Source organism: Pseudomonas sp. FSO-7 (assembly GCF_059579345.1).
The window spans coordinates 3,057,276-3,073,404 of record NZ_CM184193.1 but is presented as its reverse complement, the minus strand read 5'-3'; the positions used below and the strand labels follow the sequence as shown (position 1 = coordinate 3,073,404).

At 62.7% G+C, this 16,129-nt stretch carries 13 protein-coding genes; 6 read left to right on the top strand and 7 right to left on the bottom strand.

Annotated features, from left to right (window positions below):
• Nucleotides 1–182 precede the first annotated feature (182 nt).
• The 5 genes from argE to AC515T_RS13365 form a co-directional block, all read right to left on the bottom strand.
• The gene (argE, locus tag AC515T_RS13385; RefSeq protein ID WP_496532871.1) at nucleotides 183–1,352 is read right to left on the bottom strand and encodes an acetylornithine deacetylase; all 1,170 of its coding nucleotides are present in this window, start codon (nucleotides 1,350–1,352) and stop codon (nucleotides 183–185) included.
• Nucleotides 1,345–2,019, bottom strand: coding sequence for a DUF1028 domain-containing protein (locus AC515T_RS13380; RefSeq protein ID WP_496532870.1), 675 nt, complete (start codon nucleotides 2,017–2,019; stop codon nucleotides 1,345–1,347). Before AC515T_RS13380 ends, argE begins: the two co-directional genes overlap by 8 nt.
• A gap of 10 nt (nucleotides 2,020–2,029) precedes the next feature.
• Nucleotides 2,030–2,440: a RidA family protein gene (locus AC515T_RS13375; RefSeq protein ID WP_264426930.1), complete on the bottom strand. Its 411-nt coding sequence runs from the start codon at nucleotides 2,438–2,440 to the stop codon at nucleotides 2,030–2,032.
• Nucleotides 2,440–3,765, bottom strand: a complete 1,326-nt coding sequence (locus tag AC515T_RS13370) for a flavin-containing monooxygenase (protein WP_496532869.1) — start codon at nucleotides 3,763–3,765, stop codon at nucleotides 2,440–2,442. Before AC515T_RS13370 ends, AC515T_RS13375 begins: the two co-directional genes overlap by 1 nt.
• A 509-nt stretch (nucleotides 3,766–4,274) precedes the next feature.
• Entirely contained in the window at nucleotides 4,275–5,189 is a 915-nt protein-coding gene (locus AC515T_RS13365) for a LysR family transcriptional regulator (protein ID WP_496532868.1), read from the bottom strand.
• Nucleotides 5,190–5,311: 122 nt separating this feature from the next.
• Here AC515T_RS13365 and AC515T_RS13360 point away from each other — a divergent pair, with 122 nt between their 5' ends.
• From AC515T_RS13360 to AC515T_RS13350, 3 genes are all read left to right on the top strand, one after another.
• On the top strand, nucleotides 5,312–6,151 hold the full coding sequence (locus AC515T_RS13360; protein ID WP_496532867.1) for a pirin family protein: 840 nt from the start codon (nucleotides 5,312–5,314) through the stop codon (nucleotides 6,149–6,151).
• Between the two features lie 50 nt (nucleotides 6,152–6,201).
• Nucleotides 6,202–7,296: an alkene reductase gene (locus AC515T_RS13355; protein WP_496532866.1), complete on the top strand. Its 1,095-nt coding sequence runs from the start codon at nucleotides 6,202–6,204 to the stop codon at nucleotides 7,294–7,296.
• Nucleotides 7,297–7,470: 174 nt separating this feature from the next.
• The gene (locus tag AC515T_RS13350; protein ID WP_496532865.1) at nucleotides 7,471–7,728 is read left to right on the top strand and encodes a hypothetical protein; all 258 of its coding nucleotides are present in this window, start codon (nucleotides 7,471–7,473) and stop codon (nucleotides 7,726–7,728) included.
• A gap of 6 nt (nucleotides 7,729–7,734) precedes the next feature.
• Here the strand turns inward: AC515T_RS13350 and AC515T_RS13345 are convergent, their stop codons facing one another.
• Nucleotides 7,735–8,193 (bottom strand): metallophosphoesterase family protein, encoded by a 459-nt coding sequence (locus tag AC515T_RS13345; protein WP_496532864.1) that lies wholly within the window; start codon nucleotides 8,191–8,193, stop codon nucleotides 7,735–7,737.
• 127 nt (nucleotides 8,194–8,320) lie between these two features.
• Here AC515T_RS13345 and AC515T_RS13340 point away from each other — a divergent pair, with 127 nt between their 5' ends.
• From AC515T_RS13340 to AC515T_RS13330, 3 genes are all read left to right on the top strand, one after another.
• The gene (locus tag AC515T_RS13340; protein ID WP_496532863.1) at nucleotides 8,321–9,889 is read left to right on the top strand and encodes a sensor domain-containing diguanylate cyclase; all 1,569 of its coding nucleotides are present in this window, start codon (nucleotides 8,321–8,323) and stop codon (nucleotides 9,887–9,889) included.
• Between the two features lie 117 nt (nucleotides 9,890–10,006).
• Entirely contained in the window at nucleotides 10,007–12,007 is a 2,001-nt protein-coding gene (locus AC515T_RS13335; protein ID WP_496532862.1) for a peptidase U32 family protein, read from the top strand.
• Between the two features lie 596 nt (nucleotides 12,008–12,603).
• The gene (locus AC515T_RS13330; RefSeq protein WP_496532861.1) at nucleotides 12,604–14,343 is read left to right on the top strand and encodes a dipeptidase; all 1,740 of its coding nucleotides are present in this window, start codon (nucleotides 12,604–12,606) and stop codon (nucleotides 14,341–14,343) included.
• 399 nt (nucleotides 14,344–14,742) lie between these two features.
• Here the strand turns inward: AC515T_RS13330 and AC515T_RS13325 are convergent, their stop codons facing one another.
• A complete protein-coding gene (locus tag AC515T_RS13325; protein ID WP_496532860.1) occupies nucleotides 14,743–15,927 on the bottom strand; it encodes a porin in 1,185 nt (394 codons plus the stop codon).
• Between the last annotated feature and the right edge of the window lie 202 nt (nucleotides 15,928–16,129).

The window sequence follows — 16,129 nt, the reverse complement described above, 5'->3', positions numbered from 1 at the left end:
CATGAAGCGGTTCCTCGAAAATACCGGCTCGCCCGCACGAGCCGGTGACGGGACTCAAAGGTGACCGTAAACACGGGCGGTATGGTCTACAGCAAAGGCTCTTGTCGGCCTGTTCGTTGTCGCCTGGCTGACCACCAGGAATCTCCTTCCCTTGAAATCGTCCTCCTCAGGCAGCCTTGCGGTCAGCAATCATTGGGTTCACAAAGATGACTCGCCAAGCGATCCATCAAGCGATCGCAGGCAGCCATTTGTTCAACGCTCACGTATTCGTCGGGCTTGTGCCCCTGGTCCATGCTGCCGGGACCACAGACCACCGTCGGCACGCCGGCCTGGTGGAACAGGCCGCCTTCGGTGCCAAAGGCGACCGTGCTGAAGGCGTCACTGCCGCACAGCCGCGCAACCAGTTGAGCGGCCGCGCTGTCGGGCGAAGTGGCCAGGCCCGGGTAGGCCGACAGTGGTTCAAAGCGGATCGCCGTATCCCGCGCCACCGCCTGCATTGCCGGCAGCAGGCTCTGCTCGGCATAACCTTGCAATTGCTCGGCCACCCCATGGGGATCGAAATCCGGCAAGGCGCGTACTTCGAAATCGAAACGGCAGTCGGCCGGGACGATGTTCAGTGCCGTGCCGCCGTGGATCACCCCGACCTGCACCGTGGAAAACGCCGGGTCGAAGCGCGGGTCGTGCCGTGAGGGTTCGGCCAACTGCGCGCCGATCTCGCCCAACCGCCCGATCAGGCGCGCCGCCTGCTCAATGGCGTTGACCCCGTAAGGGGCATAGGCCGAATGGCAGGCCACCCCTCGGACATGACAACGCATCGCCAGCTTGCCTTTGTGCCCCAGCACCGGTCGGAGTTGGGTGGGTTCGCCAATCAGGCACAGCGCCGGTTGCGGAACTCGCCGAACCAACACCTCCAGCAAGCTGTGAACGCCCAGGCACCCCACCTCTTCGTCATAGGAAAACGCCATGTGCACCGGTCGCCGCAGCGGGCTGGACAAGAATACCGGCACCGCCGCGAGCACCGAGGCCAGGTAGCCCTTCATGTCCGCCGTGCCCCGCCCGAACCATTTGCCGTCCATCTCGGTCAGGCAGAACGGATCGACCGTCCAGGCCTGCCCGTCCACCGGCACCACATCGGTGTGTCCGGACAACACCACGCCACCGGGCACCGCCGGGCCAATGCTCGCCAGCAGGTTGGCCTTGGTTCGCTCGGCGTTGTAGATCAGCTCGCTGTTCACGCCGAGCCCTTGCAAGTAGTCGCGCACGAACTCGATCAAGGCCAGGTTCGAATCGCGGCTGACCGTGGCAAAGCCCACCAACCGTTCGAGCAACGCCCGGCTGCGCAGCTCACTCATCACCCGGCACTCCATAACTCGGCGCCAGGGTCGGGTTGAGCGCACGGGTCAGGTAATCCTGCAATTGCGGCTGATAGGCGAGCCAGAGCTTTTCCAGCTCGTCGATGGGGTTTTCCTCGGCCCAGTCCACCCGCAGATCGACGATGGGCCAGGTCAGGTCATCGACCACCGACAGCGCCGCCGAATGCACCGCCCCGGCCTCCCCGCCCGCCGCTTGCCCGGCCTGCAACGCGCTCATCAAGCGTGACGCAAGACAGCCACCGCTGTGTTCGAAGGCCGTGACCATGGCCTCGATCACCGCAGCGTTGGCCAACAGATTGCCGGCCGCCACGCATTGCTCACCGGCCACCGCGTTGTGGGTGCCCAGGGTATGCTCGCCGCTGAAAATCGCCGTGCGGCCCTCGGCGTCGATCACCGCCACCTGGCGGTATTGGCTGTAGCCGTTGCGCGGCAGGGTCCGCTCCAGCGCCGCTTGTGCCGCCAAGCCGCCGGCCAGTTCATCGAGAATCTGCGGTCCCAGGGCCGGCAGGGTTATGTTCTGGCTCGACACCGCACCGACGCCCGCGCGCAACCAGGGGCAACGGGCGCCGACGGCAATGCTCGAGGAACTGATGGCAATGCCCAACTGACCGGTTTCGGCACAGCGTCCAACGATGGAAAAGGTCATGCTCCACTCCTTATTCAGGGATCACCGCGATCACGTCGATTTCCATCAGCCACTGCGGCTGGCCCAGGGCACTGACCACCAACCCGGTGGAGATCGGAAACACGCCCTTGAGCCACTTGCCGACCTCCTGGTACACCGGCTCGCGGTAACGCGGGTCGATCAGGTACGTGGTGGTCTTGACGATGTGGCTCAGGTCGCTGCCGGCCTCTTCCAGCAATTGCTTGACGTTGCGCATGGCCTGCTCGGCCTGGGCGCGAGGATCGCCAAGGCCCACCAGTCGCCCGTCGAAATCGGTGCCGACCTGACCGCGCACGTAGACGGTGTTGCCCGCGCGCACGGCCTGGCACAGGTCGTTGTCCAGCGTCTGGTTCGGGTAGGTGTCCTTGGTATTGAACATGCGAATACGTGTGTGAGTAGGCATCAGCGGACTCCCGAGAGACTGGTTTTCGAACGGTGTGAATCGCTGTCGAGCGCCGGGGCCTGGCGCTGGGCAGCATCTTGATAGGCGAGGTAAATGCGTTGCTTCACGATGTGGTCGGCAATATGCCGGGCGTCATGCCAGACACCCCAGATGAACGCCGAGCCTCGACGTGACAACCACGGCAAGCCGACGAAATACAGGCCAGGCTCGCTGGAAACGCCACGCTGATGCCGAGGTTTGCCATTGGCGCCGAGGGCGTCGACCTTCAGCCAGCTGTAATCCACCGAGTAGCCGGTGGCCCAAATGACACTGGTCACGCCAGCGGCGACCAGGTCCAGTTCCAGGATCGGCTGGGTCAGGCATGGCGGGTCGGGCAGCAGGTGGCGGGCTTCAGGTTCGAGCGGCAGGTCCAGGCCGTTGCGGGCGATGTAGGCATCGGCGGCATCCAGCAAGGCCAGGTAGTTTTCGTCGCCGCGTGCGATGTTTTCGGCAAGATTCGGTTCGAAGGTCACCACATTGCCGTTGAACGATTTCGTCAGCCCCACCAGGGTGATGCCCTCGTGGGCCAGCCGGCGAAAATCCACGGTATGGCCGCCACGGGCACCGCTCACGGCGATGGTGACGTGTTCCTTGCCGGGCTGGACCGCCTCGGCGTCCCATTCGCCCAGCACGCCCAGCCACCAGCAGAAATCGCGGTTGCGATAGGCCCGGGGTGGACGATCGTGGGCCCCCACCGAGAGATAGACCTGCTTGCCAGTGCGCCGCAGTTCATCGGCGATCTGCACCCCCGACGACCCGGCGCCCACCACCAACACCGCCCCCTCGGGCAATTGCCCGGGGTTGCGATACTGGGCCGAGTGAAGCTGGGTGACCGTTGCCATGTCCGACGCAATCGGTGGAATCACTGGCCGTTGGAAAGGCCCGGTGGCGACGACCACGTGGATCGCTTCGATCAGGCCTTCGGAGGTTTCGACGCTGAAGCCCGGACGGCCGACATTGCGCTCGACACCCCTGACCTCCAAGCCGGTACGGATCGGTGCGTTGAACTTGCGGGCATAGGCTTCGAAGTAATCGGCCACCTGGTCTTTCGTCGCGAAGGCATCCGGTTCGAGCCCTTCGAATTCCAACCCCGGAAAGCGGTCATGCCAGGCCGGCCCGTTGGCCACCAGCGAATCCCAACGCGCCGTGCGCCAGGCCTCGGCAATGCGGCTGCGCTCCACGACGAGATGCGGCACGCCTTGCCGGCTCAAGTGCTCACTCATGGCCACGCCGGCCTGGCCGGCGCCTATAACAAGCGTATCGATGCGTAGGGTTTCAACAGGCATGTCTGTGCACTTCCGACAATAGGTTTGATTCAGGCCGGCATGGCGCCGCCTCGGGTTCGGTTTTCTTGTTGTTCTGCGGTTGCGATGATCGAGATGAGGTGTCGAGGCGATTGTGTTGGCAGGCGGGGATTTGCGAAACGAGGGTTTTTGTCGTTGCTGGGAAGGAAAAAAATGGGCTACTGCCCGAGCGTGATGATCACGGCAACAAAGCACATCTTATTAGACTTGGAGCACGTCGCTCCCGTGGCGAGGGAGCTTGCTCCCGCTGGGCTGCGCAGCGGCCCCAAACCCGTCACCGAAGCCTGTCAGGAAGGCTGCGTTCAGCTTTTTTTGGGCTGCTGCGCAGCCAGCGGGAGCAAGCTCCCTCGCCACAAGAGCGATTTGGCGGCGCGTCAAAAAGGTCGATGCACGCGGTAGCCGCTACCACTGACATCCACCTCCTGGATATGGAATGCCTTTGTGGCCAGGGAGCTTCCTCCCGCTGGGCTGCACAGATCGCATTGGCCAATTCACTGCATCCGCGCCGGAAACGCCTTGAGCTCCAGCTTCTCCATCACCAACCCGATAAACGCCGAAACCGCCAGCGGCAACTGCCGCCGACTCGGATACAGCACATTCAGGCCGAAGCCGCTGCGTTGGTACTGCGGCATCACGCGCACCAGCCTGCCGGCTTCCAGGTCGAGGGCGCTCAGTGCTCCCGGCAGCACGGCAATGCCCAGACCGGCGACGGTCGCCCTGCGCAACGCTTGGGCGGTGTTGGCGTGGAAGCGACTGGCGATCTGCACGTGCGCCTCGATGCCGTCCGGGCCGACGAGGCGCCAGTCGGTCAAGCCGCTGGGGTGGGCGAAGCTCACGCCGTCATGGTGAGCCAGGTCCTGCAGCGAAAGCGGCGCGCCGCGTGCGGCAATGTAGGCGGGGCTGGCAACCATGCCATCACCGTCGTTCTGCAGCAGTTGGCGACCGACATACCCCGAGTCCTGCAGCGGACCGCCGCGAAAGGCCACGTCGATGCGGTCGGCAATCAGGTCGACACGGGCATCGCTGAGCACAAAATCGAGTTGCACACGAGGGTGTGCGGCTAAAAAGCCGGCCACCCATTCCATCGGGAAAAAATCGAAAAAATCCGCCGGCGCCGCAATGCGCACCAGGCCGCTGGGCTCTTCGCTGCCCTTCATCAGTTCCTGTCCTGCATCCATCAGACCATCCACCGCCTCCACGCAGCGGTCATAAAACCCCTGGCCCACCTGGGTCAACGTGAGTTTGCGGGTCGAGCGCTGCAGAAGTCGCGACTCCAACTGCGCCTCCAACTGTTGGACCCGGCGGCTGACGGTGTTGGCAGGCATGCCCAAGCGCCTGGCCGCCTCGGCGAAGCTGCCACTGCGGACCACCTGGACAAACAGCGCGACATCGTTGAGATCGAGCATAGCGCCGACATTCCTTCGTTTAATGGATGAGTTCAATCCGATTGTATCGGCTAATCAATCCACTGGCAGGCACTTATCCTTCTCCCATCGAGGCCCAACGCCCATGACTTGGAGGCAATCCCATGAACAGCATCGTCGCCGCGCCGCCGCGCGCTATCGTCCATCGCACGTCCGGCAGCAGCCACGGGCCGATCACCCGACTCATGAGCCCCGGCGACCTGGGCCAGCTCTGCAAGCCGTTCGTGTTTCTCGATCGCATTGCGGCCAAGGCCGACGCCATGCAAAGGGGATTCGGCATGCACCCTCACTCTGGAATCGCCACGCTGACCTACCTGATCGAAGGCCAGGTGATTTACGAAGACACCACCGGCCAATCCGGCACACTGCCCAGCAGCGGCGTGGAATGGATGCAAGCCGGCAACGGTGTATGGCACAGCGGGCGGCCGGTCGCCGGTTCTCCGATCCAAGGCTTCCAGCTCTGGGTGGCGCTGCCGGCGGCGCAAGAAAATGCCCCGCCCCACAGCCTCTACCTGGCGCCCTCCGAGATCCCTCAGGAAGGTCCGGTGCTGGTATTGCTCGGCCAATACGGAGCGACCCGCAGCCCTGTTACGGCGCCAGCGGGCATGAATTACCTCGCCGTGCAATTGCAGGACAACGAGCACTGGCGCTACACGCCGCCGGCCGGGCACAGCGTTGCCTGGCTGGCGGTCAACAGCGGCAGCCTCGATGCGGGCGGCAACGTCAATGCCGGGGAAATGGTGGTATTCGAAGAGTCCGGCGCGGCCATCGACATCGTGGCCCGGGGCGCGACGTCCTTTGTGCTCGGTTCGGCGGTTAAGCATCCCCATGACTTAGTGATGGGCCACTACTCGGTGCACACCAGCGTGGCGGCTCTGGAGAAAGGTGAGAAAGAAATCCAGCGCATCGGCGCCCTCTTGCAGCAAGAGGGTCGGTTGGGCTGACCGACCCTCGACTCAATCCCTGTTCTTAACCGATCCCTTAAAGGTGAATCATGACTGACATCGGTCTCGATCTTCTGTTTTCCCGTACTCAACTCGGCAAACTGTCCCTGAAAAACCGCATGATCATGGCGCCGATGACCCGCAGCCGCGCAGGAACAGGTGATGCGGCCACGGCCCTGATGGCCGAGTACTACAGCCAACGCGCCAGCGCCGGCCTGATCATCAGCGAAGGCTCTCAGGTGTCGGCCCAGGGCAAGGGTTACCTGAGAACGCCAGGGATTTTCACCCCTGAGCAAATCACTGGCTGGAAACAGGTGACCGACGCGGTCCATGCCGAGGGTGGGCAGATGTTTTTGCAGCTCTGGCACGTGGGCCGTCTTTCCCATCCCTTGGTGCAAGTCAACGGCGCCCAACCCGTAGCCCCCTCGGCGATCAAGGCTGATGGCGAGATCTACACCCCCGAAGGCCTCAAGCCCTATGAACTGCCACGGGCGCTGGAACTCGATGAAATCCCCGGCGTGGTCGCCGACTTCCGCCAGGCTGCAGCCAACGCGAAGCTGGCTGGCTTCGACGGCGTGGAGATCCACGGCGCCAATGGCTACCTGATCGACCAGTTCCTGCGTGACGGCACCAACCAACGCACCGATGCCTATGGCGGCTCGATCGAGAATCGCGCCCGTTTCCTCAAGGAAGTGGTCGAGTCGGTGATCGAAGTCTTCGGGGCCAGCCGTGTCGGTGTGCGCCTGTCGCCGATCTTCAGTTACTTCTCGATGAGCGACAGCAACCCACAAGCGACTTTCGACTACACCGCCAGGATGCTCAGCCGCTATGGCCTGGCTTACCTGCACATCGTGGAACTGGGCGAAGGCCCGTTCGACTTCCGGGAACTCAAGCGCCGCTTCGGCGGGCCCTACATCGCCAATGGCGGCTACAGCGCCGAACGCGCCGCCACCGCCATCAGCCGCGGCGAAGCAGACCTGGTGGCGTTCGGCACACCGTTCCTGGCGAACCCGGACCTGGTGGAACGGTTCAAACGGGGCCAGGCGCTGAACACCCCTGATGCGTCGACGTTCTATCAGGGCGAGGAACGCGGTTATACGGACTATCCGACCCTGGCCAAGGCCCAAGCAGGCCAAGAGGCTTAATAACCGAGACCTGTGGGAGCGAGCCTGCTCGCGATGGCGTCAAGTCAGTCGATATGGAGGTTGACTGACACACCGCATTCGCGAGCAGGCTCGCTCCCACATTTGATCCTGGTCCTCCCCGACCTTCCGGTGGCTCAAGTCCCCTGTGGGAGCGGGCTTGCTCGCGAATGCGGATTGTCAGCCAACAATGATGTCGAATCTGATGCCGCCATCGCGAGCAAGCTCGCTCCCACACTGTTGCCGGTTGGCCGCAATCTCTACATCCACCATCAATCCCCTGTGGGAGCGAGCCTGCTCGCGATAGCGGTGGCTCAGAATGCATCAAACCGTCAGGTGCTTTCCGACGTGTTCGGCTGGGAGGAACGGGCCGATGAATCCGAGCGCTTCATGCGCAAGGAAATCCAGGCCTACGTCGACAAGTACTTCAGGTAAACGGGCTCACTCCAACAACCGGACTAGTCGCGGCTCGATCGCCTGTTCACTCACCTCAAGCAGCGCCAGCGTCACCGGCAACTTGAACCGTCGCCGGCCGGCGCTGCCAGGGTTGAGGTAGAGCCGCTCGCCCCGCCATTCGATCAGCGGTTTATGGGAATGGCCGGTGATCACCAGTTTCACGCTCGGGTCGAGGGGCGTCGGCACATCCGCGATGTCATGGACCAGCAGTACCGGCCATCCCCCCAGGTCGAATTGCAGGCAATCGGCAAGGTGCCCTGCCCACTCGGCCTCCAGATCGTTGTTTCCGCGCACCACGTGCAGCTCGCCGATGGAAGCCAGGGCGTCGAGGATGTCCGGGCTGCCAATATCACCGGCATGAATGATCCGCTCACAGCCTTGCAGCGCGGCAAGCGCTTCGGCGCGCAGCAGGCCGTGGGTATCGGAAATGACGCCGACTTTCATGAAACCTTTCTCCCCAATCGTGTGCCGCCGCTTGTACCTGCCTCGTCGCAGTTAGCTAACATGCTGAATTCGAATAGGATAGGCTGCGCCGTGAAAAGTGCGGACCCGTCGTGGAAAGGATACGTCAATGCTTGGACGCAAGCAGCCAGAGCCCAAGATCGAAAGCCCCGATGAAGCCTTCTCGCTGCAGGCTGTGCGGGCCGGAGCAGCATTTCGACTGACCGTGAGTTTCATGCTCGTGGTCGTCATCGCCTTCCTGGCCGTCGAAGGCTGGCGGACCTGGCGCGACTACCGCGCCGCGTTTGCGTCTGCCCGGGATTCGGTGACGAACCTGGCACGGGCGACGGCCCAACACGCCGAAGACACCATTCGACAAGTGGACGTGGTCACCGCTGCCCTCGCCGAGCGCGTGGAGGGCGACGGCCTGCAGAACATGGACGTCCCGCGTATCCATAAGCTATTGGTGCAGCAAGCGGCGATCATGCCGCAACTGCATGGGTTGTTTATCTACGGCCCGGACGGTCAATGGCTGGTGACGGACAAGGAAGTGATCCCGGAAATGGCGAACAACGCCGACCGCGACTACTTCCAATACCACCGCACCCACGAGGATCGAGGCGTGCGCATCGGCGATGTCGTCAAGAGCCGTTCCACCAACGACCTGATCATTCCCATTTCTCGCCGCCTGAACAACCCCGATGGCTCGTTTGCCGGCGTATTGCTGGGGACCGTGAAGGTCAGCTATTTCGTCGACTACTACGGCGACTTCAAAATCGATGGCAAAGGCGCTCTGGTCCTGGCCAAGCGCAGCGGAACGATCCTGGTCCGACGCCCCTTCGTCGCGTCGGTGATTGGCAAGAGCCTCGTGAACAGCGTGATCTTCAGGGAACATTTACCCACCTCCAACCAAGGGGTCGCCGAAGCCAGGGCCGTCGTCGACGACACCGAGCGCCTGTACGGCTACCGGGCCTTGACCACCTATCCGCTGGTGGTGGAAGCCGGCTTGTCCCGCGAATCGATCATCGCGCCCTGGCGCCGCGATCTGTTCAAGACCGGTCTGGTGCTGATTTTCCTGATCGCGATACTGGTGGGCTTCGGGCTCATCGTGTTGAGCCAGCTGCGCTACCGCATGACCATGGAGAAGCAGATTCGCAGTGCCCACCAGGCCATGCGCGACATGGCGCTGACCGACAGCCTGACCGGGCTGGGCAACCGCAGGCGGCTGGACCTGGCCCTGGCCAATGAATTGCGCCTGGCCAGGCGCCAGGGTTCGTCCCTGGCCCTGATCATGCTCGACGTCGATTATTTCAAGCGTTTCAACGACCGATACGGCCATGCCGCCGGCGACGATTGCCTGCGGGCGATTGCCGCCGCGATCGGGCAGACCATCAAAAGGCCGGGCGACCTGGCGGTCCGCTACGGCGGTGAAGAGTTCACCGTGCTGTTGCCCAACACCGACAGTGCCGGTGCCGCCAAGGTCGCCCAGCAAATCCTCGAAGCCGTCAGAGCCTTGAACATTGAACATGGCGATCATCCCCTGGGCCTGGTGACCGTCAGCGCGGGCATCACCACCTGCCAGTCGAGGGGCGAGGACGTCACCCCAGCCATGCTGATCAAGGCCGCCGACGCCTTCTTGTACCTGGCCAAGAATACCGGGCGAAACCGTTGGTGCAGCGCCGACTCGACGCCGGAGTGAACCCGCGGGAGCGCCGCGCATCGGTCAGAATCGCGCAAACCCAAGTCCACAGGTGCCTGTAAGGCGCCTGGCGGCTACAATGCGCGCTTCGACCGTGACCAGCCTGACTAAAAACAAATGTCCTTGCCCAAACATCATCTGGAATTGCTCAGCCCCGCCCGCGACGTGACCATCGCCCGCGAGGCCATTCTGCATGGCGCCGACGCCGTGTACATCGGTGGCCCGAGTTTCGGCGCGCGTCACAACGCCTGCAACGAGGTGGGCGATATTGCCCGGCTGGTGGAATTCGCCCACCGCTACCACGCCCGGGTGTTCACGACCATCAATACCATCCTGCACGACAATGAACTGGAGCCGGCCCGCCAGCTGATCCACCAGTTGTACGATGCCGGTGTCGACGCGTTGATCGTCCAGGACCTGGGGGTGATGGAGCTGGATATCCCGCCCATCGAGCTGCACGCCAGCACCCAGACCGATATCCGCACCCTGGCCCGGGCAAAGTTCCTCGACCAGGCCGGATTCTCGCAACTGGTCCTGGCCCGTGAGCTGAACCTGCAGGAAATCCGTGCCATCGCCGACGAGACCGATGCGGCCATCGAGTTCTTCATCCACGGTGCGCTGTGCGTGGCCTTTTCCGGCCAGTGCAACATCTCCCACGCCCAGAACGGCCGCAGCGCCAACCGTGGCGACTGCTCCCAGGCCTGTCGCCTGCCCTACACCCTGAAGGACGATCAGGGCCGGGTAGTCGCCTATGAAAAACACCTGCTGTCGATGAAAGACAACAACCAGAGTGCCAACATCCGCGCCCTGGTCGAAGCCGGCGTGCGCTCGTTCAAGATCGAAGGGCGCTACAAGGACATGGGCTATGTGAAGAACATCACCGCCTATTACCGCCAGCGCCTGGACGATGTCCTCGAAGACCGCCCGGACCTGGCCCGCGCGTCCAGCGGCCGTACCGCGCATTTCTTCGTCCCCGATCCGGACAAGACCTTCCACCGTGGCAGCACCGACTATTTCGTCAGCGAGCGCAAGATCGACATCGGCGCCTTCGACTCGCCAACGTTCACTGGCGTGCCGGTGGGCGTGGTGGAAAAAGTCGGCAAGCGCGACCTGCAAGTGGTGACCTTCGATCCGTTGTCCAACGGCGACGGGCTCAACGTGCTGGTCAAGCGCGAAGTCGTCGGTTTCCGCGCCAACATCGCCGAGCCCAAGGGTGAATTCGAAGAGGATGGCCAGAAGCGCTACCGCTACCGCGTCGAACCCAACGAGATGCCGGCCGGGATGTACCAATTGCGCCCCAACCACCCGTTGAGCCGCAACCTGGATCACAACTGGCAGCAAGCGTTGCTCAAGACCTCCTCCGAGCGCCGGGTCGGCCTGGCCTGGGTCGCGCGCCTGGGTGAAGAACGCCTGGAACTGACCGCCACCAGCGAAGAAGGCATCAGTGCCAGCGTTGCCCTGGACGGGCCCTTCGGCCTGGCCAACAAGCCGGAACAGGCCCTGGAGCAACTGCACGACCTGCTCGGCCAACTGGGCACCACCGAGTACCACGCCACCGCCATCGAGCTGGATGCGCCCCAGGCGTTCTTCATCCCCAACTCGCAGCTCAAGGCGTTGCGCCGCGAAGCCATCGAAGCCCTGACCGCCGCCCGCATCAACGCCCACCCGCGCGGTGGCCGCAAGGCCGAGACCAGCCCGCCGCCGGTGTACCCGGAATCGCACCTGTCGTTCCTGGCCAACGTCTACAACCAGAAGGCCCGGGACTTCTATCACCGCCACGGCGTCAAGTTGATCGATGCGGCGTTCGAGGCCCACGAGGAAACCGGTGAAGTGCCGGTGATGATCACCAAGCACTGCCTGCGCTTCTCGTTCAACCTCTGCCCCAAGCAGGCCAAGGGCGTCACCGGGGTGCGCACCAAGGTCGCGCCGATGCAACTGATTCACGGTGATGAAGTGCTGACGCTGAAGTTCGACTGCAAACCCTGTGAGATGCATGTAGTCGGCAAGATCAAGGGACACATCCTCGACCTGCCATTGCCCGGCAGCACGGCGCAACCCGTGGTCGGTTACATCAGCCCTGAAGACCTGCTCAAGACGATTCCGCGCGCACCGCATTAAACCATTACCCACCACCTAACCTGTGGCAGTGGGTATTCACAAAACTGGCATCCGCCACAGATCCCCTGTGGGAGCGAGCTTGCTCGCGATGGCGTCAGCTGCATCAGCATCGATGCAAACTGACCCACCGCTTTCGCGAGCAAGCCCGCTCCCACATTGGATCTGTGGTGGACTGAGGATCTGTGATCATCCCGAAAAACCTGTGGGAGCCGAGCTTGCTCGCGATGGCGGCGGCACATCCACCATCAATGCAAACTGACCCACCGCTTTCGCGAGCAAGCTCGCTCCCACATTGGATCTGTGGTGGACTGAGGATTTGTGAACATCCCGAAAAACCTGTGGGAGCCGAGCTTGCTCGCGATGGCGGCGGCACATCCACCATCAATGCAAACTGACCCACCGCTTTCGCGAGCAAGCCCGGCTCCCACACTGAGTGTCGGGTGGTTGGAATGGATTTTTCATTTCTGCGCCGTTTTCGCTTTTCCGGGCGACAAATCCTGTTCAAAGGGCTCCCCCGCCGCGCGCACATGGTGTTAGGTTGTAAGTGATTGTTTCATAAAACGACACTTCTCCCCTGCAAAGGAATGCCTGCCACCATGAACTTCCCGTTCAAGCGTCTTGCCGTTGCCACCCTCGTACTGTCCAGCCTGTCGTCATTCGCGATGTCGGCCAACGCCAATATCACCGCCCAACAAAGCGCGACCCTCGTCAAAACCTTCGCCGACACCTCGGTTACCGATTTCCGGCAGTTCCTGGCAAGCGTGGCCAAGAGCGACCTGGCCAAAACCGCCAACCTCGGCCCGGCCATCAGTGCCTTCCAAGACAACAAAACCCTGTCGGCTGAACAGCAGAACGAAATCCATCGCCTGCTGGGCCTCTACGCCCGAGTGAAATACGGCGAAGCCGCCACCGAGACGCTGAAGGAACTGGTCGCCATCCCGACCTTTCGCAAGGACGGCGTTGCCCAGCACGAGAACCCGGAATTCCTGAAGATCGCCGACAAGATCAAAAGCCTGGCCGAGGCGTTCAAGCTGAACTTCCGCAACATCGACAACCGTGTCTATGAGATTTCGCTCGACGGCAGCGGTGACGAAGTCGTCGGTATCCACGCCCATGCCGACGTGGTGCCGGTCACGCCGGAAAACTGGGTGTTGAAAGACGGCACCCGCCTCGATCCGTTCAAGGTCACCCTGGTGGGCGACCGCATGTATGGCCGGGGCACCGAGGACGACAAGAACGGCATCGTCGTGGCGCTTTACGCCATGAAGATCATCAAGGAAGAAAAACTGCCGCTGGCACGCAACTTCAAGCTGCTGGTCGACACCACCGAGGAAACCACCGGCGACGCCATTCCCTATTATTTCGAACGCAACCCGACGCCCAACTACAACCTGGCGCTGGATGGCGGCTACCCCGTGGTGATTGCGGAGAAAGGCTACGGCACCGTCATGGCGAACTTCACTCGGCGTGCCGCACAGGGCAAGGGCGCGCAAATCACCGCATTGACCGGCGGCCTGGCAACCAACCAGATTCCGTCGACGTCCGTGGCCACCTTCGCCAGCGACAAGCCCGCCGAGCTGGCCGCCGACCTGCTCAAGGCCGCTACCGATTATGCCAAGCGCAACGGCGGCAATTTCGACGTGGGCACCCAGGTCGTCGGCAAGGACGTGCAACTGACTTTCACCGGTGTGTCCGCCCACTCCTCCGAACCCGAGTCAGGCGTGAACCCGGTGGCGCGGATGCTGGACTTCATCAATGGCCTGGACGGCAAAGTCGCGCTCAAACACAACCACATCACCGACGCCGCCCGCTACGCCGCCGACAACTGGGGCCTGGACTATCTGGGCAGCAAACTGGGGATTGGTTTTTCCGATGCGTTCATGGGCCCGCTGACCGCGTCCCTGACGTTCGTCGGGATGGATGAAAAGACCTTCAAGCTGGCGGTCAACCTGCGGGTACCCGTCGGCAAGACCACCGAAGCCCTCAAGACTGACATAGCCGAAAAACTGGCCGCCTGGAGCAAGCAATCCCAGGTCGCGGTGGCCTTCGATTATTCCATCGACGCGCCGATGTACCGCAACCCTGAGGGTGAATGGGTCAAGGCACTGTTGGCCGTCGCCACTGAAAATCTCGGCATGGAACACAAATACGGCACCTCCGCTGGCGCCACGTCGGTCCACGACCTGCCCAACGGCGTGCAATTCGGCCTGGCGATGCCCGACGTCAAGTACACCGGGCACAACGACAACGAGTTCAAGACCGTGGAGCAATTCCTGTTGGACTTGCAGATCGTGACCGAGATGATGGGGCGGATCGGGCAGTTGCCGAAGCTCTGATCGGCCTGCACGGGACAGCTATCAAGGCCTGTTGGTGTTCATTGTGGCGAGGGAGCTTGCTCCCGCTCGGTTGCGCAGCGACCGCAAGATTCTGGGACTGCTGCGCAGTCCAGCGGGAGCAAGCTCCGTCGCCACAAAAGCGATCGGAGGGGCACATCTGTAAAACATCCTGTGGGAGCGAGCTTGCTCGCGATAGCGGCGGGTCAGTCACATCCATGCCGACTGACTTGACCCCATCGCGAGCAAGCTCGCTCCCCCAGGGTTATGTGCGCAGCCAAGCAAGCTCATCGGTCATGGAACTGTCCATCCGTGGCGAGGGCGCTTGCTCCCGCTGGGGCGCGAAGCGGCCCCAAAAGTCGGCCTGACCCACCACGGTGCCAGGCCTGAAGGGTTTCACCCTCACCAGGTAAGCACCGCCCCCACCGCAAAGGTATCGGTGTCTTCGTTCTGGGCGCTGGTGTCGTGGCCGTTGATTTCGAACTGGTTGTACTCGGTCACGAGCTTGAGGTTGTCGTTGATGTCGTGGAACAGCGCGATGCCCCGGGTTTCGTAATCGGCACCGCTGCCCACCACGCCATTGCCGTCGTCATCGGTCTTGCCATAGGACAGCGCCAGGCGGTTCTTGCCCTGCTTGTACGAGCCCTGCAACAGGTAGCCCTTGCTGTCGACATTGCGCAGGGTGGCTTCACCGGCGTTGTTGGTGAAGAACGGATTGATACCCTTGGCCTGGAACCCGGAACCGGTGAGCGACAACCCGCCCATCTTGGCCTGCACGCCATACCCCAGGCCCTTGGAAGTCACCGATTCAACGGTGGCGTCGGTGTTGTCGGAGGTTTGGTAGCTGCCGTTGAGCCAGCTGTAGATCTTCGCCCCACCGAGGTCGAACTGGTAGGTGATCTCGCTCTCGGTGCGCGGGTTTTCCTGGTAGGCCTTGCCGGTGGCGCTGTTATCGTTGGTGTCCACCGGGTCCATGATCCCCACCGCCACCCGCAGCCCGTCCATCACCGGCGTGCGGTAAGTGATCTGCGAGGTCGGGAACGGGTACGGATAACCGCTGCCGATGTTGCCGAACGAGACACCACCGCCGTCCACCAACCCCAGGGTGTCACTGACCTGACCGTAACCGGCGAGCAGTTCGTCCAGCAGGATGTTGGAGCGGGCAAACAGGCCGAAATCCTTGCCAATCAGCACTTCGCCCCACTCCGGGTTGGCCACGGTGCCGTAGAACTGGCGCACGTCGATGGCGGTGTCGGTGCCGTTGGTTTCGCTGTCGTTGATGGTCACCCAGAACGAGGCCCGGGCGCCGAGCTTGAGATCATCGACCTGCTTGCCCATGTTGAAACCCAGGTAGTTGGGCAGAAAACCCATCTTGACCCGCGCCTGCCGACGGTCGTACTGCTCACCGGCGCGGTCCACGTCACTGTTGACGTAAAAGGCGTTGATGTAGCCGTCGGTGGAAAAGGTGGTCTGGTCCTTGTCGTACAGCATGATTTCAGCGTTGGCCCAAGGCGTCACGCCCAGGCTGGAAAGACCGGCGATGACCGCAGGCAAAAAACGCAGGCAGGTATTTTTATTGTTGTGCATGGCGCGCTCCGCAACAGGGGACGGGATGTCGGAGGCGATTATCGAAAGGCGCCAGGGCGCGTCATACGCTGCCTTGGAGGCAATTGGCGGATGCTTTGGAAGCGCCGGCCTGGCGCGGCAGTTTGGTGTAAGACGGCGAGGCTGGCGGGTGCGGTACTTTGGGTGTGGGCCGCTGGAGGGGCTGGGAGGATCAACTCATTGG